We start from the raw sequence: 21,332 nt of genomic DNA on the forward strand, positions 1-21,332 counted from the left end.
ACGGGGAATAGCTGTGGCTACGACTGGCAAAACACTCACCGTAACAAATCTCGATACCGTGACGGGGACATCCGCTGCGGATTTCATCACCGTCTCCACCCAGGTGGAAGGCGCCGAACTCAATCTGGGCGGCGGCCTGGACCGGCTGGTTCTGGGGAATTTCGACAACACGGTCACGCTCTTGAATGTCGAATCCGTTATCGGCGGCACATCGAGCGACCGACTGGTCTACGACACGGCGCTGACGTCAGGGAAGCTTGATCTGAAGGCCGGAAATGACAGAGTTAACCTGTCGGATGCAGGCGCGACCGCGACTGTCAGCAATATCGAGACCATTGTCGGTGGTGACGGCAAGGAAGTCATCGTCGTTGCCACGCAGATGACGGGTGGGCATTATAATCTTAACGATGGGGCCGACAAAGTAACGCTGGCAAAGTATGCCAACACGATCACGCTGTCCAATGTCGAGACGGTTTACGGAAACACCAAGAATGACACGGTCACGCTGCGCGGCGAAATCACATCAGGCCGTATCGATCTTGGAACCGGGTCCGACTACGTGCATCTTGGGGATGACGGTGTCTCCTTTGTCGTGGCCAATGCCGAGACGGTCGTCAGCGGCGATGGCGACGACAGGGTGTCATTGAATACCAACGCGTCCAAGGCCGTGGTCGATCTCGGAGATGGAGAAGACACGCTCCTTCTCGGTGCGTATACCAACAAGCTGACGATTTCCAATGCCGAGAGCATTGTCGGCAACAAGTCCGCGGATACGATTACGATCGGGTCTATTTTCACCGGTGGCTACGTTTCGCTGGGCAAGGGCAACGATATCCTGACGCTTGGCAATTTCGTCAACACCGTGAGCATTTATGGGGTCGAGACGATTTACGGCGGTTCGAATGACGATATCGTGACGATGATGGAGGTAAAGTCCGGCGGTCTGATCGACCTTCGAGGCGGCGACGATACGCTGGTGTTTTCCGAGGATGGCGGCACAACCACGCTTAAGAACGTCGAGACGGTGATCGGCGGGGAGAGCAAGGAATATATCGTGTTTGGAACGGCCGTGACCGGCGGCAGTTTCGATCTGGGCGATGGCAGCGACCGTGTCCTGCTCGGAAAGTTCAGGAATACGGCAATTTTTTCCAATGTGGAAACCATTTCCGGCAACGCGTCGTCCGATGTCATTACCGTCACGACCGAACTGACGAACGGCGTCATCAATCTGGCTGCAGGTCTCGACAGCCTCACCCTCAGCGACGAGATCAACACGATCAGGGCTTCCAATGTTGAAACGTTGACCAGTGGCGCGTCCGATGACTGGATTGGCCTGGCCGTCTCGACCTCTGGGGCGACAATTGATCTCGGGGGAGGCGATGACTATCTCGCCCTTTCGGGAACGGAAAGCAAAGTCACCATCAAGAATGTCGAGAGCATTATCGGTAGTGCCGGCAGCGAATTGGTCACGATCACGGGCCAGCTAACCGGCACCCTGATCTCGCTCGGAACCGGCAAGGACAGCCTGACGCTCGCCAATTACATCAACACCGTATCGGTTGCGTTGATCGAGACGATTACCGGCAATGCCAAGGCGGATAACATCATCTTTACCAGCGCGATCGCCGGTTCAGAAATCGATCTGGCCGGCGGTATCGATACGCTGACACTTCTTGCCGGCGGCACGGTGACGGTTACCAATGTGGAAACCATCCTTGGCGACGATGGCGTCGATTCCATCGTGTTCGACGATACGGTCACGGGCGTCTATATCGATCTTGGTGCCAAGACGGATAAGGTGACGTTCGGAAGCTACAACAACACGGCCACGATCCTCAATGCCGAGACGATCGTCGGCGGCAAGTCCAGCGATATCATCACGCTTGGCTCGGAATTCACGTCCGGCTCGATCGACCTTGGTCAGGGCTATGACAAGCTGACACTCAGCGACGACGGCGCCACCGTGACGGTCTCGAATGTCGAGACCGTCATCGGAGGAACGTCCGATGATGAGGTGACGCTTGGCGGTACGGTGACCTATGGTTACGTCGATCTGGGCGCCGGCGAAGACACGCTGACCACCAGCGGCAATGTCACCTTCACAGTGAGCAATGTCGAGACGATCACCGGCGGCAGCGGAATCGAGAAGATCATTCTGTCCAACTCCTTCGATGGCTCGATCGACCTGTCCGCCGGCAACGATACCATTCTGATGGCCAATGGCGGCAACACCATCACGATTTCCGCCACTGAGACGATTACCGGTGGGACGGGCTCGGATCTCGTGACGATCGACACAGTCGGCGGTGCAACGATCATCGACCTGGGGACCGGCAACGATACGCTCGCCTTCGGCGACAATGGTGGCTCGGTCACCGCCGTCAACGTCGAGACGATCACCGGCGGCATTGGCGCTGAAACCATCGTGTTCAAGTCGACGGTCACCGGTGTCGAAATCGATCTCGGCGAAGGGGTCGACAGCGTCATCTTCGCCAACTACGTGAATGTGGCCACCATATCGAATGTCGAAAACATTACCGGCGGCACGAATGGCGACAAGATCACGTTCGGCACGGCCGTGACCGGCATGACCCTTGATCTTGGACTTGGGTCCGATCTGCTGACCTTCTCGGCGGATGGCGGAACAGTCACGATCGCCAATATTGAGTCGGTCATTGGTTCGGACATGAACGATATCGTCAGCCTCTCGACCTATATGACGGGGGGATTGATCTCGCTCGCCGACGGCGAGGATCTTCTGACCTTCAACGATCTTGGCGGCACGGCGACCGTCTCCGGTGTCGAAACGGTGACCGGTGGCGCCGGAAAAGACTTTGTCACCGTGTCGGCCGGCGATACCGGCTTCATCGACCTGGGCGAGGAAAATGACCGTCTGGCACTGTCTTCAACCGGCAACACGCTGACTGTCTCCGGCATTGAGACGATCACCGGTGGCGCCGGCAACGATGACATCGTCTTCTCCAAGGGGGTCACCGGCGCGATCATCAAACTGGCGGGCGGTACCGATACGCTGACCCTGTCGGAATATGGCGGGACGATTTTGGGCGCCGGCGTCGAATCGATCGTCGGCAATGTCGGTGCGGGCATGATCACCATGACCGAAAGCTATACCGGCGGTGAAATCAATCTGAAATCCGGCGTCGATACCCTGGTCTTTGCCAATTCCAACAATACGGCGACCGTGCAGAACGTCGAGACGGTGACGGGTGGTACGCTCGCAGATCGCATCACGCTCTCGGGAACCTACAGCGAAGGGTATCTCGACCTCGGCAGCGGCACCGATGCCGTCATCTTCGGCGATAATGCGGCGACGATCACGATTGCCGGCGTCGAGTCGCTGGTCGGATCGACGGGCGACGATCGTGTCACGATTTCCGGATCGACCGGCAATGGCATTTACAACTTCGGCGATGGCCAGGACGAGATTGCCTGGACATCCGGCCTGACGGCAACGCTGTCCAATGTCGAATCGATCTCCGGCGGCACCTATGCCGATGCGATCACGCTGGCCACCCAGTGGACAGACGGTCATATCGATCTTGGCGACGGATCGGACAGGCTGATCCTCGCCAATGCGGCCAACACCGTGTCAGTCAGCGGTGCAGAGACCATTACCGGCCAGGGCTTCGATGATATGATCATCATCACCAGCGCGACCCACAGCGGTCTGATCGCGCTTGGCGACGGACAGGATGAGTTGCAGCTGGGTTCAAGCCAGAACACGGTGTCGATCACCGGTGTTGAAACCGTGCTGGGTGGCTCGGGTGCCGACAAGGTGACACTGTCGGCGGCCGCGACCGGTATCGAGATCGATCTGGCGGACGGCACCGATACGCTGACGCTCGGCAGCTACACGAATACGGTTTCTGTCTACAATGTCGAATCCATCGCAGGGGGCAGCAACAGCGATACCGTGCTGGTGATGGAAGCGGTCACCGATGGCCAGTTCTTCCTGGGAACGGGTATCGACAGCATCACCTTCACCAACGGTGGGACGGCCACCTTGGCCAGCGTCGAAACCATCGTCGGCTCCAGCAGTGACGATACGATCACGCTGTCCGGTATCTTCAGCGGTGCGCCCATCGACCTGGGAGCCGGCGACGACTATCTCAAGCTTGGCTCGGGTTCGACACTGACCGTTGTCGATGTCGAGAATATCACCGGCAGCAGCAGCAGCGACGTCATTGTGCTCACCGGCAGTTCATCGATGATCGTCGATCTCGGTGCCGGCAGCGATACCGTGACCTTCAGCGACAACCGCGATACGGTCACCGGCGGTGACGGATCCGATCTGTTCACCTTCACATCGGCCTCGCAATCGACAGGCTCGAATGCCGACAAGATCACCGATTTCGTCCATGGCACGGACAAGCTGGTGTTCAAAAGCCTGTTGTTTGGTACCTTCAGCTATCTCGGCACGAGCACTACACTGTCGGCGACCGGCAATTCGGAAGCCTATTTCACCGACGGCACGTCCACCCTGTCCGTGGATACCAATGGCGACGGATCGGTGGACATGAATCTGACGCTGACCGGCAAGACCGCAGACGATTTGACGGCCAGTGACTTTAGTTGGAGTTGATAGCGCTCGATGCGGGCGCTAATTTCGTGACGCGAATCGGAGGACTGCAATGATTGAAGTTCCGGTGTCATGGGGTGAGCTGATCGACAAGATCACCATACTCCAGATCAAGGCCGAACGGATCGAGGATGGCGAGAAGCGTGCCAATGTGCGGCGCGAGCTCGTCCTGTTGACGGAAAAGCTGGCGCCCGTCGAGGGCCATGGCGGCGTTCAGGATATCATGGGCGAGCTGCGCGCGGTGAATACCTCGTTGTGGACGATCGAAGACGAGATCCGCGATTGCGAACATGCCGGCGATTTCGGCGAGCGGTTCGTTTCGCTGGCGCGTTCGGTCTACGTGACCAATGACCGTCGCGCCGATCTCAAGCGAAAGATCAATGTCGAGCTCGGCTCGTCGATCATCGAGGAAAAATCCTATCGTCCGTACGGCGTGCAATAGGCGTGCGACCGGTCGCCTGTGATCTGCCTTCCGGGTTTGGGGGCGGATCGTGTTGCCTGTAACCGATAGTCCTGATGGCGGCGGCACCGGTGTGCCGGGCATTGCGGAGTGCTGTGCGCTGATCGGCGCGGGGCGCCTTGCGGAGGCCGTGAAATGGTTGGAGATCCATCACCGGACTTCGCCGGACGATACGGCCATCAGCCATTATTTCGGTCTGGCGCTTCATCTTTGCGGCCGTTCCGCAGAGGCGCTCGGCTATTTCGAGGCAGCGCTATCGAGCATGCCGGACGATCCTGCCATCCTGCAGAACATCATCCTGCCGCTGATCGCGGTCGGTCAGAACGACCGGGCCATTGCGATGGCAAGGGCCGGCCTGGCGCTGGAGCCGCTGTCCCGCGGCCTGCATGGCAATCTCATTCTGGCGCTGTCTTCGGCGGGGAAATGGCCGGAGGCGAAGGCTGCCTGCATGGCGGCGCTGGCGGTCGACGCCGAGGATTCGGGTTTCCTGACCCAGGCCGGCCATGTGCTCCTGCAATCCGGCGACGTCGAGGCAGCAGAACTGTCGCTCCGCCGCGCTCTGGAAATCCAACCACAAAGCCCGGAGGCGGCTTTCAACCTCGGTGTCGTGCTGCAGGGCCAGATGCGCGAGAACGAGGCTGTCGCCTGCTACGAACAGGTTCTGGCGATCGAGCCGCACCATCTCGGTGCCGCCAACAATCTGGCGACGTCGCTGCGCAATCTCGGCCGCCTCGCGGAGGCCGAACGGGTGCTGCAGGATCTGGTCGGCCGGGACGGTGGACAGACGCTGAGCCGGTTCAATCTTGCCTGCGTGCGGCTGCTGGCCGGGAAATGGCAGGCGGCCTGGGCGGACTACGATCTGCGCGACGAGGCTGGCCAGACGCCGCCCGCTCCACACCTCACCCAGGCGCCGCGCTGGCGGGGCGAAGACATGTCGGCCAAAACCCTGCTGGTCTTTCATGAACAGGGCCTTGGCGACACGATCCAGTTCCTCCGCTTCCTGCCGCGCCTGATGGAGCGCGTCGGGCGTCTGGTCTTCGTCTGCCAGCCGCAGCTTGAAGCCCTGCTGTCGACATTTGCGCTGTTCCGCGATCCCTCGGGCCGTGCCGTGCTGCAGGCCGACGATGGGACGGCGCCGGCGGCCGACTATTGCCTGCCGCTGCTGTCCCTGCCGGGGATCTTGGGGATCGGGCCGGAAGAGGTGGGTTTCCCCGTGCCCTATCTCCAGGCCAATGCAGGGCGCTCCTTCGTCTTCAACGATCCGTCCGTGCCTCAAAATGACGCGCCGCGCCTGCGGATCGGAGTGGCCTGGCAGGGCAATCCGCAGGCCTTTGGCGAGAAGGGCCGCTCACTGGCGCTTGGCGAACTGGCACCGCTGGCTGCCCTGAATGCTGACGCGACCTTCGTGTCCCTGCAGCGTGGCTTCGGCAGCGAACAGATGGCACCGGAGGGACTGCATCTCTTGCAGCCGGGCGCCAATTTTGACAGTGGACCGCAGGCCTTCCTCGATACCGCCGCCCTGATGCTGTCGCTGGATCTGGTCATCACCACCGATACCGCCATCGCCCATCTGGCCGGAGCGCTTGGCCGGCCGGTCTGGCTGCTCCTGAAGAAGGCGCCAGACTGGCGCTGGGGCATGGAGGGCAGCCTGACCGACTGGTATCCGACCATGCGGCTGTTCCGGCAATCGGAGAAGGACCGCTGGCCGCCGGTCTTGGGCGCGGTGGTCGATGAGTTGCGCCTGTTATTGTCCATGCCGGTGGCAGGAGCGCCCGCGGCAAGCGACAACGACGCGGATCTGGACGGCGCCATTGCCGCGCACCAGCGCAAGGATTATGCCGCCGCGATCGGGATTTATCGGCATTTGCTGGCGGTCGGCTATCGCGCGGCCTTTGTGCATAACCTCTTGGGCATGGCCCTGCTCGAAGCGGGCGGCCGGCGCGGCGCGGTCACGCGTGATGCGGTGGTGCTAACGGCCCGCTCGGTGGGCCTGGCGCCTGATATTGCCGATCACTGGAGCAATTTTGCCGTGGCATTGGAGAGTGCCGGCCATGCCGCCGATGGCCTGCGGGCCCTTCGCCACGGGTTGCAGGCCGATCCCCTGCATCTGCCGAGCCATATGGCGCTGGCCCGGCGGGAGGTGGCCTCCGGCAAGGCGGAACAGGCGCTGGAGCGGACGCGGTCCGTGCTGGCGCGATCTCCAAAATCGGCCCATGCGCTGTCGGTCTTTGCAAGTGCCGCGACCGCTCTCGGTCGGCTTGACGAGGCGGACAATGCGTTGCGTCGGGCGGTCCAGATCGAGCCGGGCAACGCCGCTACGCTGGTGCAATGGGGCGCCGTTCTGCTGAAGCTGCAGCGACCCGATGCGGCCGCACGGGCTTGGGAAAAGGCGATCGTGCTCGAGCCCGGCAATGCCGATGCCTGGAGCAATCTTGGCGTCGCCGAGCGCAATTACGGACTGGCCGATATCGCCTGCTGGTTCCAGCGCCAGGCCACCAGGGCCGTGCCCCATCATGCCGAGAGCTGGAGCAATCTCGGCATCAGCGAAATGGATGCCGGTCGCGAGGAGGAGGCAAAAGCGGCCTTCCTGCAGGCGATGGCGCTGCGGCCCGGTTATGCCGATGCCGAAATGGCGCTCGGCATGGCGTTGATGAACGAGGGCGACTATGCCCGCGGCCTGCCGCTCTACGAACGCCGGCTGGATGTCGAATCGCTGGGGATTGCCAAGGACCGCGTCAGGCTGCCGGCCTGGAAGGGCGAAAGTCTTGCCGGAAAATCCATTCTGGTGCTGGCCGAACAGGGGTTCGGCGATGCCTTCCAGTTCATCCGTTATGTGGCGCAGCTCAAGGCATTGGGTGCGACCAAGGTCATTGTCGGCTGCCGGCGCAGAATAGCGTCGCTGATCGCCACGGCGCCCGGCGTCGATGGCGTGATCGGCGAGGCCGAAACCGTGCCCGCCCTCGACTATCACGTCTTCATGATGAGCCTGCCGCTTTATTGCGGAACGGTGGTCGAGCGCATTCCGGCAGCACCCTCCTATATGAGTGCCGATGCGGCCCGCGTCACCCGCTGGGCCTCATGGCTTGCGCCAAAACCCGGATTTCGCGTCGGGCTGGTGTGGCAGGGCAATCCCGATCCGAAGGTGGACAAGGGGCGCAGCTATCCGCTGGAGGTTCTGGAGCCTCTGGCCGATATTCCCGGCCTGCGGCTGATCGCCTTGCAGAAAGGTGCCGGCGAGGAACAGATCGCAGCGCTTGGCGGTCGTCTGTCGGTCGAGACGCCGGATGAAGATTTCGACAACGGTCCGGATGCCTTCGCCGACACGGCGGCGCTGATCATGAACCTCGATCTGGTGATCACCTCCGACACCGCGGTCGCCCATCTCGCCGGGGCGCTCGGCAAACCGACCTGGGTCATCCTGAAATCCCATGCCGAATGGCGCTGGCTCAGAGGGCGCAGCGACAGCCCGTGGTATCCGCGGACCCGCGTATTTAGACGGGTGGAAGGCGAAATCGAGAGCCGGCCGTTCGCGGGAGCCGCTGCAAGGGTGGCTGCTGCGTTGCGGCAACTGGTGGGCGGCGATCGGTCGGTGCTGTTCGAGACCGCCGAGCCACTCGTTCCGACCCGTCCACCGGCCGACGAAGCGACTGCCTTTGGGGACGCGCTGGCCCGACACATAGCGGGCGATCGCTCGATAGCCGAGGCCGGCTATGCAGCGCTGCTGCGGTCACCCAGCCATGGCGCCGAAGCCCTGCATATGCTGGGCGCCCTGGCGCTGGAGGCGCAGCATTATCACCGTGCCTCGCTGTTTCTGCAGGCGGCGGATCGTTTGGGCCTTGGCACCTCCGCCTTCCAGACCAATTATGCCATTGCGCTGCGCCATATCGGCAAGGTCGAAGAGTCCGAGCGCCTGCTGCGCCTCAGCCTTGACGCGGCCCCTTCGGCCGAGGCCTTTATGACGCTTGGCAATCTGTTGCGCGATACCAACCGTTTCGAGGCGGCGCTCGCCGCCTACGAGTCCTCCCTGTCGCTGCGGCCGGATCTGGCCAAAACCTATCGCGGCAAGGCCAATGCACTGAAGGATCTGGGCCGTTGCTCAGAGGCGATTGCCGCCTTCGACACGGCGCTGGAGCTGAGCCCCGGCGACGCCGAAACCCTGATCGACCGCGGCCATGCGCATCTGATGGCCGGCAACCTGCCGAAGGGTTTCCGGGATTACGAATACCGCTGGCTGGGCGCCGAAATGGTGCCGCGGACGTTTGCCGTGCCGCGCTGGCAGGGCGAGGACACGCAAAAGGTTCTGCTGATCCATGGCGAGCAGGGTTTTGGCGACCAGATCCAGTTTGCCCGCTTCGTGGCGCAGGCGGCCGGCCGCGTCGGCCATGTGCTCCTGGAATTGCGCGAGCCGCTGATCAGTCTGTTCAACACACTTGTCTTTGAAAAGAACAATGTGACGATCCTGCGCCAGGGCATCGACAGCATCGACGCTGCCGATCTCGAAGTGCCGATGCTTAGCCTGCCGCTGGCGCTCGGTACGACGCTGGAAACCTTGCCGGCACCGGCCCGTTTCCAGCCTGCGGCGGAGCGGATCGCCGCGTGGCGTGAGCGCTTTGCCAAGTCTGACACGGTGCGGGTCGGCCTGATCTGGCAGGGCAATCCCAACGCCCGGGCCGACCAGGGCCGTTCGCCGCGGCTGGAGGCTTTGGCGCCGCTGTTTGAGGCTGAAGGCGCCCATTTCGTCAGCCTGCAATATGCCGATGGGCTGGAGCAGGTGCGCGGCTTTGCCTATGCCGATCGGATCGATGTGCCCGGCGCCAGCCTTGGCGATTTTGCCAGCACGGCAGCGGCGATTTCCGCTCTCGACCTGGTGATTTCTTCCTGCACCTCGACCCTGCATCTGGCGGGCTCGCTGGGGGTGCCGACCTTTGCCCTGCTCAAATACAATGCCGACTGGCGCTGGATGGCACATCGCACCGACAGCCCCTGGTATCCAAGCGTCCGGCTGTTTCGCCAGCCGACGCCCGGCGACTGGGGCAGCGTGGCGCGGCAGGCGGCCGCGGCGCTGGCTGGTTTCGTCGAGGCGCGCCGATGAGTGGACCGACAGCCGAAGACCTGCTGAAGACCGCTTTCGAACAGCATCGCTTAGGCGATGCGGCCGGGGCAGCCGTGTTTTACGATGCGATCCTGGCAAAACACCCCGATCATGTCGACGCCCTGCGGCTGCTGGCCTCCGCACGACGGTCGCTCGGTGATCTGGCGGGCGCGCTGACCCTCTACGAACGAGTGCTGCGGCTGGCACCGGACAATGGCGAGATCGGGGGCGAGATCTGGTTCAATTTCGGCAATGCGCTGGTCGATGCCGGCCGATCGGCAGAGGCGGTGCCGGTCTATCAGCGCGCCGTTGCGCTGCAGCCCGGCAATGCCGATGTCGCGGCCAATCTCGGTATTGCCCATGCCAATGGCGGTGAATTCGCCCTAGCAGCCGAGGCCTATCGCCTGGCGCTGTCGATCGATCCGGCTCACAAGACATCGCTGCACAATCTCGGCAATGCGCTCGGCGAATTGGGCGATCCGTTCGGGGCCGTCGAGAACCTGCGGGCCGCCGTCCGTCTCTATCCCGATCTGGCGGAAGCCCATTACAATCTGTCCCTGGCGCTGCTGCGACTTGGCGATTTCGCGCAAGGTTTTGCAGAATACGAATGGCGCTGGAAGACGCCGGGATTTCCAGCGGTTGCGCGCCACCAGGCGATTGCCGACTGGGATGGCCGGCCGTTTGCCGGCAAGCGGCTTCTGGTGCATGCCGAGCAGGGGCTTGGCGATACGATCCAGTTCGCCAAGCTGCTGCCTTTGGTCCAATCGCTGGGTGGCGAGGTCATCCTGCAGGTGCCGGAACGGCTGGTGCGGTTGCTGAGGAATGTCGCCGGCGCTGACCGGGTGATCTGCGAGAATCCGCCGGAAGGCGCGGTCGACCTGCAGGTGCCGCTTCTCGGTCTGCCGCATCGCCTGCAACTGACACCGGGGTCCGTTCCGTCGGCTGTCTCCTATCTGGCGGCCGAGCCGGAGCTTGTCGACCTGTGGAGACACCGGCTGGCGCTCGACGCCGGCGCAAAGGCTATCGGGTTCGTCTGGCAGGGCAATCCGGCCTCGCCGGTCGAGCGCGGCCGCAGTCTCGATGGACCGCTGGCTCTGGCGCCGTTTGCCGTGCGACCGGGCCTGCGGCTGATCGCCCTGCAGAAGCTTGAGGCGGACCAGTTGGAGCCGGCGGAGACGCCGTCCGGCTGGAAGGTTGCCGGGCTGCCATTCCTGCTCGAACATCCCGGTCCCGATTTCGACGGCGGGCCGGACGCCTTTGTCGATACCGCCGCCATCATGACCTCGCTCTCTGCCATGGTGTCGGTATGCACCGCGCCCCTGCATCTTGCCGGTGCACTGGGCGTGCCGTCCGTGGCGCTGTTGAAGCGCGTGCCGGACTGGCGCTGGATGATGGAGAGGCGCGATACGCCCTGGTATCCCTCCATGCATCTCTGCCGCCAGACCGATGAAACGGGTTTTGCGCCTGCCATCGAGACCGCCGCCTATGAGATCGGGCGACTGCTCGGGGTTCAGGCGTAGGATTTGACGATGCGCTTCATGGCATCGGCGGTGCGCGACCAGGTCAGGCCGGCGATCTTGGCCGCCCCCCGTTCGGCACGGCGCCTCGCATCGTTGCGGTCGGTATAGGCGCGCTCCAGCGTTTCCTCGATTTCGTCGATGCTGCTGTCTCCCCAGCCGGCCACCGTGCCGACGCCGCTTCCGGCACCGGCGACCGCCGCCTGGTTTTCCAGCGCATAGCAGTTGCGGCCGTCGATCAGGTCGAGATGGCCGGTATTGGCCGAGAGAATGGTCGGCACGCCGCAGGCCATACATTCCATCGCCACCAGATTGGTGCCGCCTTCGCTGCGGTTGGGAAACAGCGCTACGTCCATTTCCCGCAGGATCGGCGGCATCAGCGCATTGGGCACCGGCCCGAGGTCGATGAATTGCGACGGGGCGATGCCGTTGGCGGCAATCCAGGCGGCCTGGTCGATGCCGCCCTTGTCGTTCAGCGCAAGCGGCGCCGTCTTGCCGGATTCGTTCAGCGTCAGGGCAAATTGCGGCCAGGGGCTGTGCCAGGCGCTGACCAAAAGCGCATCCGGATGGCGTTTGGCGAAACGCGCGAAGGCGGCGACCACCAGGTCCTGGCCCTTGCGGAGTTCCAGCTTGCCGCCCGAAAACACCAGGAAGCGATCAGCCAGCACGCCCTGTTTCTGGGCGGGGTGAAACAGCGTCTGGTCGATGCCCTGGATCACCGTCGTGACATTGCTCAGCCCGTGGGCGCGCAGGATGTCCTCGTTCCAGGTCGAGCCGGCGACGATCAGCGGCAGGGCGCGGGCGCGCTCCAGCGTCTGGCTGCTCAGTTGCGGCAGTTCGAAAAACACCACGCCGATGGTCGGGCTGCCGGAAAGCGTTACATTGTGGGCGCCGGATGCCATCTGGAAATCGTTGCCGAGCGCGCCCAGCACCGGAACATTGACCGAGATCTGCTTGCCGGCGTTTTCCTGAAGTTTGCGGACCAGGTCGGCCGAGCTTGCGGTAAAACCGGCCAGCGCCCTTTGCCGCAAAGGGTCGACGACGATCTGGTCCTTCTGCAGCGGGAAGGAACTGGCCGGCTCCAGCTCCGGATCGTTCGACCAGTTGAGCGCCAGATTGAGGCCGTAAATCCCCCATCCGAAAAAGCTGGAAATGCCCCAGTGGATGATGATCGGCTTTTTCCGGCTTGGTGCGGTCATGGCTTTGGCTTCTGTTTTTTGTGCTGTCGGGCGATCTGATTCTCGGCCCTTCGAACCTAGTGTGCTTGATGGCCGAAGGGAATCGCATGATCGCTGGGCCTGGCGGTTATGCACCGTGGCTTGGGCGAGGCCGTTATTCCCGCAGAAAGGCCGATCACTCCAGCATCGCGAAAGCTTGCCTGCCTAGGGTCGGCTCTGTTGGGGCCATCAGTCCGTCTCGAAACGGCTTGGTGTGTCCCCTTTACGGGTGCGCATGGGCTGCTGTTGCGGCAGCTGCAATTAGGGTGAGGTTCGTTCCATGGATGGTCAGGAAAGGGATTTGGCGGCGCAAGACAATGCCGGGTCCGCTTTTGCTGCATTGGTTGTGGCAGCGCAACGGCTTGGGCTGTCGCTGTCGGTCGAGCAGTTGCATCGAGACTACGGCGATCAGGGGTTCAATCCGAGTTTTGCTGCTCTGGCGCAGATTGCTGCCGAACACGGCCTGAAAGCCAAGCCGATCCGCCTGTCCTGGAAGATCCTCACACGCCTTGAAGGCGACGTTTCGGCGCTGATCCGGCTCAGGGACGGCACCATCTTGGTCTTCGACCGCTTCATCGACGATCGCGACACGCCGCAGATGGTGTTGCGCGATCCGGCCGATCCGCGCGCGCCACGGCTTGTGGTCGACGAGTTGCGCCTGACCGAAGCCTGGGACGGCTCGGTGCTGCTGTTGAAGAAAGAGGCGGCCGTCGAGGCCGAGCAGGAGGATTTCAGCTTCTCCTGGCTTGCCCGGCAGGTGTTCCGGGAAAAGCGGCTGGTCCGCGATATCTTCATTTCCGCCATGGCGCTCGGCGTCCTGGCGATCGTGCCGTCGCTGCTCTACATGGTGGTCATCGACCGGGTTCTCGTCCATCACCGGGTGTCGACCCTGACGCTGATGGCGCTGGCGATTGCCGTCGTGCTGGTCTTCGACATGGTGCTCGGCTATCTCCGGCGCTCGGTCACGGCGATTGCCACGGCCAAGCTCGAGGTGCGGGTCAATCTGCATATCTTCGACCGGCTGTCGCGGCTGCCCATCGAGTTCTTCGAGCAGAATGCCACCGGCGGCATCGTGCACCGGCTCGGCGAGGCACGGCGGCTGCGAACCTTCATCACCGGCCAGCTGTTCGGCGCGATGCTCGACATGCTGTCTCTGCTGGTCCTCGTCCCGGCGATGTTCATGCTGAGCCCGGCGCTGACCTTCTGGGTGATCGGCATTGCCGTGCTGATGAGCCTCGTGCTGTTTGCCTATATGGGACCTGTGCGCCGCGCCTATGGCGAGGTGATGAACAGCGAGCACCGCCGCACGTCGATGCTGATCGAGACGATCAACGGCATCCGCACCATCAAGTCGCTGGCGCTCGAAGGCCGGAAACGGCGCGAATGGGACCAGCGGGTGGCCGAATCGGTCAAGCGGCAGACGGAACTGCTGACGCTCGCCAACCAGCCGCAGACCCTGCTGGCGCCGCTCGAAAAGCTGATCTATGCCGGGTCGCTGTGCATCGGCGCCTATATGGCGATCACCGACCAGCAGGCGGTGATGACCGGAACGCTGGTCGCCTTCACCATGATCGCCATGCGCGCCACCCAGCCGATGGTGCAGATGGCGGGCATGATGCAGCAGCTGGAAGAGGCGCGCGGTGCGCTCAAGCAGGTGGCGTCGATCGTCAATGTAGCGCCCGAGGCGCGGCGCGAGGCGGGCGTGCGGCCGAAGATCGCCGGGCGCATCGAGTTCGAAGGGGTAAGGTTCGCCTATCCCGGCACGGCCTCGCCGGCGCTCGATGCGGTCAGCTTCGGCATCAAGTCGGGCAGCATCGTCGGCGTGATGGGCCGCAGCGGTTCGGGCAAGACGACGATCACCCGGCTCCTGCAGGGGCTGCACCAGAATTATAGCGGACTTATCCGCATCGATGGCGTCGAGCTGCGCGAGATCGAACTCTACCATCTGCGCACCCATATCGGCGTCGTGCTGCAGGACAGTTTTCTGTTCCGCGGCTCGATCCGCGACAATATCCTGGTCGGCAAGCCCGACGCGTCGCCGGAGGAAATGGTCGAGGCGGCGCAATTGGCCGGCGCCGACGAATTCATCGAGCGGCTGCCGCGCGGCTACGACACGATGCTGGAGGAGCATGCCAGCAATCTCTCCGGTGGCCAGCGCCAGCGCCTGGCGATCGCCCGCGCCCTTGTCGCCAATCCGCCGGTCCTGGTCTTTGATGAGGCGACCAGCGCGCTCGATCCCGAAAGCGAGGCGATCATCCTGCGCAACCTGCAGCGCATTGCCGCCGGGCGCACCGTGCTGATGATCTCGCACCGGCTCTCCTCGCTGGTCGATTGCGACCAGATCCTGGTGCTTGATCGCGGGCAGCTCAAGGATTGCGGCACCCATGGCGAATTGCTGCGCCGTTCGACCGACTATCGCCATTTGTGGAACCAGCAGAACCGGCATCTCGGCCCAGGAATTGACCATGACCAAGACCTTATCGCTGTCGCCTGACGAACACCGCTATGCGGTGCGCACGACGGCGGAGTTCCTGTCGGAAAGCGCCGGCATCCTGCATGCGACGCCGCCGCGCAGCGCGCGGCTGACAATTACGGCCCTTGCCGCCCTGATCGCCTGCGCCATCGGCCTTGCCGTGGTCATGCCGATCGAGCGGGTGGTGAGCACCAAGGGCCGTGTCGCCTCGCAGGCGCCGCATATCGTCGTGCAGCCGTTAGAGACGTCGATCGTCCGGCAGATCGATGTGCGCGAAGGACAGGTGGTCAAGGCCGGCGACATGCTGGCGACGCTCGATCCGACCTTCTCGCAGGCCGACCAGACCACCGTTCGCCGCGAAGTGGCCAGCCTCACGGCAGAGGTGCTGCGGCTGCGCAGCGAGATCGACGGCACCGACTATCTTCCCACTGACGGCGACAGTTTCAGCCTGCTGCAGCGGCGGTTTTTCCAGGCGCGGCGGTCCCAGTACCAGGCAGCGCTTGAGAGCTATCGCAGCCGGTCGGCGGCTCTTTCCACCAATCGGGCGCAGCTGCAATCGGAGCTCGACCTCTATCGCCAGCGGTTGGCACTGAGCGAAGAAAGCGAGGCGATGAAGGCCGAGCTGGTCAAGAAGAAGTTTGCCAGCCGCGCCGAGGCGCTGCAGGCGGCCGACCTCAGGCTCGACGTGCAAAGCACGGTCGCGGAGCTTGACGGACAATTGCAGAGCAATGTGCACGAGCTAGGCGCCCTGAAGGCTCAGGAAGAGAACTATGTCCAGCAATGGCGGTCCGACGCCATGTCCATGCTGGTCACCCAGGAGGGCAAGCTCAACTCGGCGCTGGAACAGCTCGCCAAGGCCGACAAGCGCCATGACCTGATCGGCCTTCGCGCGCCGCAGGATGCGGTGGTGCTGCAGATCGGTGACATCTCGATCGGCTCGGTGGTCGAGACGGCGCAGAAGATGTTCATCCTGGTGCCGGCGGATTCGGCCCTCGAGGTCGAGGCGGAAATCTCCACCCAGGAGCAGGGCTATATCCAGGTCGGCCAGGAGGTCGAGATCAAGCTCGATGCCTGGCCCTATGCGCGCCACGGCTCGCTGCGCGGCCGGGTCCGCACGATCAGCGCCGACAGCCTGACGGTGTCGCAGGGCAATAGCGCCGACCGCTCCGTCTATCTGGCCAAGATCGACATCACCGATCCGACCTTGAAGACCCATCCGTCCGACTTCCGGCTGATTGCCGGCATGACGCTGACGGCGGACGTTGTCGTCGGCGACCAGACCGTGGCGGCCTATCTGTTCGACCGCGTCGTTCCGGTGGTGACGGAAGGCATGCGGGAGCCATGACGCTTTCTCCCGGGGTTACCATCCAATGGGCGGCCGCCTTCCGGTTTCGCCGCGCCAAGGCAAAGCTTGCCGCGGGACGAAGAGCGCAGGCCGCGGGCCTTTTGACCCGTGCGGCCAAGGCCGGGCATGCCGAGGCAGCCTATGAACTGGCCCGGCTTTACGAAAGCGGCAAGGGCGTGATCTGCGACCTGTCGATGGCGCGCCATTGGGCGAAATCAGCAGCCGACGCGGGCTGCGTGCCCGCAATGGCGCTGCTCGCCCGGCTTTATCTTCTGACGCCGCATCCGGCGCTCGGCTCCTCGCCGGCCGCCGCCAGGCTCTATCGGGGGGCTGCGAGACTGACCGCCGAGCCCGAGGCGGCACGGGCCTATGCGCTGAAAGCCGCAGAGGTCGGCAATATCGACGGAATGGCGCTGGCCGGCTATCTCTATGCCTCCGGGATCGGCGGCGAGGTCTGCGCCCAGACGGCGCTTGGCTATTATCGTCCGGCCGCTGCGGCGGGCCAGATCGAGGCGCATCTTGGTCTTGGAACGCTTCTGGCCGGCGGTCATGTCGGCGAACCGGACTATCTGGCGGCACGGCTGCATTTCCGGATTGCGTCTGACGGCGGCAACCTGACGGCCCGGCACTATCTGGCCCTGCAATTGCTGAAAGGTCTGGGCGGCGAACAGGATCAACGCGGCGCGCTGCGGCTTTTGCACTCCTGCGCCGTCAAAGGCTATCGCGCCTCGATCGAGGAGCTGGCGAAATACTATCTCGCATCCGGACGAACTGATACCGACAAGGGCCGCGGCATCCGCTGGCTGTCGACGCTGGGACGCATGGGGGACCGGCGGGCCTGCCGCGATCTGGAGCAGCGCTATCGGCACGGGATCGATGTCGTAGCGGATGCGGTCGAGGCGCTGTTCTGGCTCGAAAAGGCCGCCCTTTGCGGCGATACGGCCGCACAGTTCCAGATGGCGGTGGCCGCTGCGACGGGAGCGGCGGAGGTCAGCGAGAACCATCAGCAGGCCCGGCATTGGTTCGCCATGGCGGCGCGCAACGGCCATACCATCGCGATGATCAATCTCGGCCGCTTCCTGATGAAGGGCATCGGCGGTCCGGTGGATCTTGCCCAGGCACGGGTGCTGCTTGAGGATGCGCTTGCCGCCGGCGATCTCGCAGCCCTGTCGGCGCTCGGCGAATTCTACGGCTTCCATGCCGATCCGCCCGAGCCGGATGCGGCCCGTCAGGTCCTCCAGCAGGGCGCCGATCTCGACGATGCCCTGTGCCGCCAGCTGCTGCAGCGCATGGAACATAGCCAAGCTTCCTGGGTGGCCTGACGTCGTCGTTCCCCTTGCCGATAAAACTGCGGCATCCTGGCGCCCTTGCCCGGCCCGCATGGCGAACCTACATCAGCCTTGCTGTCGAACGGAGACCAGACATGATACTAGACGCGGCAAGGCTTGCATTGTCCAATCTTTTGGCGCCCGAGACCCGCTCGGTGTTCTGGAAGGTCATCGGCCTCACACTGGTCGTTCTGATCGGCTTATGGTTCACGCTGCGGGGATTTTTCGTCAGCTTCATCCTGCCGATGTTCGACGGGATCTTTACCGGCATGCCGGGATGGGCGGGATGGCTGACATTCCTGTTCGGCATTCTGGCGAGCATCGGGTTGGCGCTGGCCTTGGCGCTGCTGCTGTCCTCGGTGACGGCGATCATTGCCGGCCTGTTCCTCGACGATGTGGCCGAGGTTCTGGAAAAGCGGGATTATCCCAATGATCCGCCGGGCATGGCCATGCCGCTTGGAGACGCGCTTCTGTCGTCGCTGAAATTCTTCGGCGTCGTGCTGATCGGCAATATCATCGCGCTGTTTCTGCTCTTCGTGCCGGGCATCAACATCATCGCCTTCTTCCTGGTCAACGGCTATCTGCTCGGCCGGGAATTCTTCGAATTCGCCGCGATGCGCTTCCGCACGCCGACCGAAGCGCGGCTGTTCCGCTCCAAGCATTCCGGCACCGTCTTCGTCGGCGGGCTGGTGATCTCGGCCTTCCTGGCCATTCCGATCGTCAATCTGCTGACGCCGCTGTTTGCCGCCGGCATGATGGTGCATCTGCACAAGCTGCTGTCGAAGAAGGATCCGCTATTCGCCGATCAGCTGCGCCGGTAGCTCGACCAGCGGGGCCGGCACGTCGCAGGTCTTTTCCGGCGATTTGCAGATGTCGGCGATCACGCAGCGCTCGCATTCCGGCTTGCGGGCCTTGCAGCAGTAACGGCCATGCAGGATCAGCCAGTGATGGGCGTGGAACAGGTAGGGTTTCGGGATCACGCGCATCAGCCCGTCCTCCACCTCGTCCGGCGTCTTGCCGGGCGCCAGCCTGATGCGATTGGCAATGCGGAAGACATGGGTATCGACAGCCATAGTGGGGATACCAAAGGCCATGGACATCACCACATTGGCAGTCTTGCGGCCGACGCCGGGCAGTGTCACCAGCTCCTCGCGGCTCATCGGCACTTCGCCGCCATACTCGTCGATCAGCCGGCGACACAGCGCAATGACGTTCTTGGCCTTGTTGCGGTAGAGGCCGATGGTCTTGATATAGTCGCGCACCGTGTCTTCGCCGAGCGCCAGCATCTTTTCCGGCGTGTCGGCCACCTTGAACAGGGCACGGGTCGCCTTGTTGACGCCGGCATCGGTGGCCTGGGCCGATAGCGCCACCGCGACGATCAGCGTGAACGGATTGACATGCTCCAGCTCGCCCTTCGGCTCGGGCCGCTGGATCGAGAAACGCCGGAAGATCTCGTCCAGCTCGGCCTTGGAATAGGCGCTGCGCGGCGCCCGCTTCTTTCGAACGGCGGCGGGATTTGACTTTTTCAAAGTTTCGGTGCTGGATTTCTTGATGGGAACCGTCATCCTCAATCTATAATCGCGCACGACAAGGGAAGGCAACGTGGACCAGACCATCGAACAACCGATTTTTGCAGCCGAACTCGTGCCGCACCGCTCGCTCGGGCGCAAAGGCTTCCGCATCCTGCTGCTGTTGACCGGCAGCGTCTGCCTCCTCCACGCCCTGTTTTTCGTGATGACCGGCGCCTGGCCGATCGGCCTGTTCTTCGGCCTCGATTTCCTGCTGCTCTATGGCGCCTTTCTGCTGAACTACCGCTCCGGACGGGCGCGGGAGGAAGTGGTGGTGTCGCGCAGCCGTCTTTTGATTCGCAAGTTCACGCCGTCGGGCCGCATGACCGAGCATCGGTTCAATCCGTTCTGGGCACGCTTCTTCGTGCGTCGCCACGAGGAGATCGGCATTACCTCGATGCTGGTGACCGGCGAGGGACGGCGCACCGATGTCGGTTCGTTTCTCAATCCGGACGATCGCGAAAGTTTCGCCAAGGCCTTCCGCTTGGCGCTGGCCACGGTGAAGCAGCGCATCTGAGGCTCTAGCTGTGGCAAGAATCGGGTGGCGCGGGCTGGCGGTCCGTGGTGAAGTCCTCCGACGATAGAGGACTGCACTATGACCCTTGCCCAACAGATCGACCTGTCCGCCACCACCGACATCACGCCCGACGGCGATGATTACGAGACCGTTCGCCGCGTCATCGAGATGCTGACGGTCGAATACCAGAGCCAGCCGTCGCTGGAGACGATCGCTTCGGCGCTGCGCCAGTCGCCGACCCAATTGCAGAAGACCTTTACCCGCTGGGCCGGCCTGTCGCCGAAAGCCTTCCTGCAGGCGGTGACGCTCGATCACGCCAAGCGGCTGCTGCGGCAGGAAGACCTGCCTTTGCTGGAGACCTCGATTGAACTTGGCCTGTCCGGCCCCGGCCGGCTGCATGACCTGTTCGTCACCCATGAGGCGATGTCGCCCGGCGAGTGGAAGTCGAAAGGTATGGGGCTGACCATCCGCTACGGCTTTCATCCGTCGCCTTTCGGCCAGGCGCTGGTCATGGCGACCGATCGTGGCCTCGCCGGCCTTGCCTTTGCCGATGCCGGCGGCGAAAAGGCCTGTTACGACGACATGGCCTGCCGCTGGCCCAATGCCGAATTCGCGGCCGACCAGATCGCCACCGCGCCCTATGCGGCCCGGGTGTTCGATCCCGGTCGCTGGTCGCAGGAGGAACCGTTGCGCGTCGTGCTGATCGGCTCGGATTTCCAGGTGCGGGTCTGGCAGAGCCTGCTGCGCATTCCGCTCGGCCGCGCCGTCACCTATTCCGACATCGCCCAGCAGATCGGCCAGCCGACGGCCAGCCGCGCGGTCGGGGCTGCTGTCGGCCGCAATCCGATCTCCTTCGTGGTGCCCTGCCACCGGGCGCTCGGCAAGAGCGGCGCGCTCACCGGCTACCACTGGGGCCTGACCCGCAAACGCGCCATGCTCGGCTGGGAGGCGGGCAAGGTGTAGTCGGATCAAAAAAAGTCCCTCTCTGGCCTGCCGGCCATCTCCCCCACAAGGGGGGAGAAGACTCACGGCCACGTTTCGGCTCGATCACCAAGGGCAAGGCTGGGTTAGGCCCTCCCCCTCAAGGGGCAGGGCTATCGCATATGGCCGAGAGCGGTGATGAGATAGTCGTCGTTCCAGGCGCATTTCTTGATGCGATGGCTGATCGGAATCTTTGGGCCGTCGATGCTCTGGAGGATGTTTCGAGCGATCCGG

The 21,332-nt window shown here is 63.4% G+C and carries 12 protein-coding genes; 10 read left to right on the forward strand and 2 right to left on the reverse strand.

Features of this window, described 5'->3' with window-relative positions; translation table 11 throughout:
- The first annotated feature begins 13 nt into the window (after positions 1 to 13).
- From HGO38_RS16840 to HGO38_RS16855, 4 genes are read left to right on the forward strand one after another with little or no spacing between them, the layout of a single operon-like run.
- Positions 14 to 4,603 carry a beta strand repeat-containing protein gene (locus tag HGO38_RS16840; protein ID WP_250957055.1) on the forward strand — a complete coding sequence of 1,530 codons (4,590 nt, stop codon included), beginning with the start codon at positions 14 to 16 and terminating at the stop codon, positions 4,601 to 4,603.
- Positions 4,604 to 4,652: 49 nt separating this feature from the next.
- A complete protein-coding gene (locus tag HGO38_RS16845) occupies positions 4,653 to 5,042 on the forward strand; it encodes a DUF6165 family protein (RefSeq protein ID WP_250957056.1) in 390 nt (129 codons plus the stop codon).
- Between the two features lie 49 nt (positions 5,043 to 5,091).
- Positions 5,092 to 10,152: a tetratricopeptide repeat protein gene (locus tag HGO38_RS16850; RefSeq protein WP_250957057.1), complete on the forward strand. Its 5,061-nt coding sequence runs from the start codon at positions 5,092 to 5,094 to the stop codon at positions 10,150 to 10,152.
- Positions 10,149 to 11,672: a tetratricopeptide repeat-containing glycosyltransferase family protein gene (locus HGO38_RS16855; protein ID WP_250957058.1), complete on the forward strand. Its 1,524-nt coding sequence runs from the start codon at positions 10,149 to 10,151 to the stop codon at positions 11,670 to 11,672. The genes HGO38_RS16850 and HGO38_RS16855 overlap by 4 nt, the downstream gene beginning before the upstream one ends.
- Here the strand turns inward: HGO38_RS16855 and HGO38_RS16860 are convergent.
- Positions 11,663 to 12,868, reverse strand: a complete 1,206-nt coding sequence (locus tag HGO38_RS16860) for a glycosyltransferase family 4 protein (RefSeq protein WP_250957059.1) — start codon at positions 12,866 to 12,868, stop codon at positions 11,663 to 11,665. The two genes, HGO38_RS16855 and HGO38_RS16860, sit on opposite strands and share 10 nt — an antisense overlap.
- A 319-nt stretch (positions 12,869 to 13,187) precedes the next feature.
- Between HGO38_RS16860 and HGO38_RS16865 the strand changes: the two genes are divergently transcribed.
- From HGO38_RS16865 to HGO38_RS16880, 4 genes are all read left to right on the forward strand, one after another.
- A complete protein-coding gene (locus tag HGO38_RS16865; protein ID WP_250957060.1) occupies positions 13,188 to 15,380 on the forward strand; it encodes a peptidase domain-containing ABC transporter in 2,193 nt (730 codons plus the stop codon).
- Complete coding sequence (locus HGO38_RS16870; protein WP_250957061.1) at positions 15,352 to 16,704, forward strand: HlyD family type I secretion periplasmic adaptor subunit; 1,353 nt, start codon at positions 15,352 to 15,354, stop codon at positions 16,702 to 16,704. The genes HGO38_RS16865 and HGO38_RS16870 overlap by 29 nt, the downstream gene beginning before the upstream one ends.
- On the forward strand, positions 16,701 to 18,026 hold the full coding sequence (locus HGO38_RS16875; protein ID WP_250957062.1) for a tetratricopeptide repeat protein: 1,326 nt from the start codon (positions 16,701 to 16,703) through the stop codon (positions 18,024 to 18,026). Before HGO38_RS16870 ends, HGO38_RS16875 begins: the two co-directional genes overlap by 4 nt.
- 101 nt (positions 18,027 to 18,127) lie before the next feature.
- Positions 18,128 to 18,853: a sulfate transporter family protein gene (locus HGO38_RS16880; RefSeq protein ID WP_250957063.1), complete on the forward strand. Its 726-nt coding sequence runs from the start codon at positions 18,128 to 18,130 to the stop codon at positions 18,851 to 18,853.
- Here HGO38_RS16880 and nth read toward each other — a convergent pair.
- Positions 18,827 to 19,597: an endonuclease III gene (gene nth / locus HGO38_RS16885; RefSeq protein ID WP_250957064.1), complete on the reverse strand. Its 771-nt coding sequence runs from the start codon at positions 19,595 to 19,597 to the stop codon at positions 18,827 to 18,829. The genes HGO38_RS16880 and nth overlap by 27 nt on opposite strands.
- A 37-nt stretch (positions 19,598 to 19,634) precedes the next feature.
- On the opposite strand from nth, the gene HGO38_RS16890 reads away from it, so the two are divergent.
- Both HGO38_RS16890 and HGO38_RS16895 read left to right on the forward strand, forming a co-directional pair.
- Complete coding sequence (locus tag HGO38_RS16890; RefSeq protein WP_250957065.1) at positions 19,635 to 20,117, forward strand: DUF2244 domain-containing protein; 483 nt, start codon at positions 19,635 to 19,637, stop codon at positions 20,115 to 20,117.
- A 78-nt stretch (positions 20,118 to 20,195) separates the two neighbouring features.
- Entirely contained in the window at positions 20,196 to 21,080 is an 885-nt protein-coding gene (locus HGO38_RS16895; RefSeq protein WP_250957066.1) for a methylated-DNA--[protein]-cysteine S-methyltransferase, read from the forward strand.
- The last annotated feature ends 252 nt before the right edge of the window (positions 21,081 to 21,332 follow it).

It is taken from the genome of Rhizobium sp. CG5 (assembly GCF_023701945.1).
Classification (GTDB): Bacteria; Pseudomonadota; Alphaproteobacteria; order Rhizobiales; family Rhizobiaceae; genus Allorhizobium.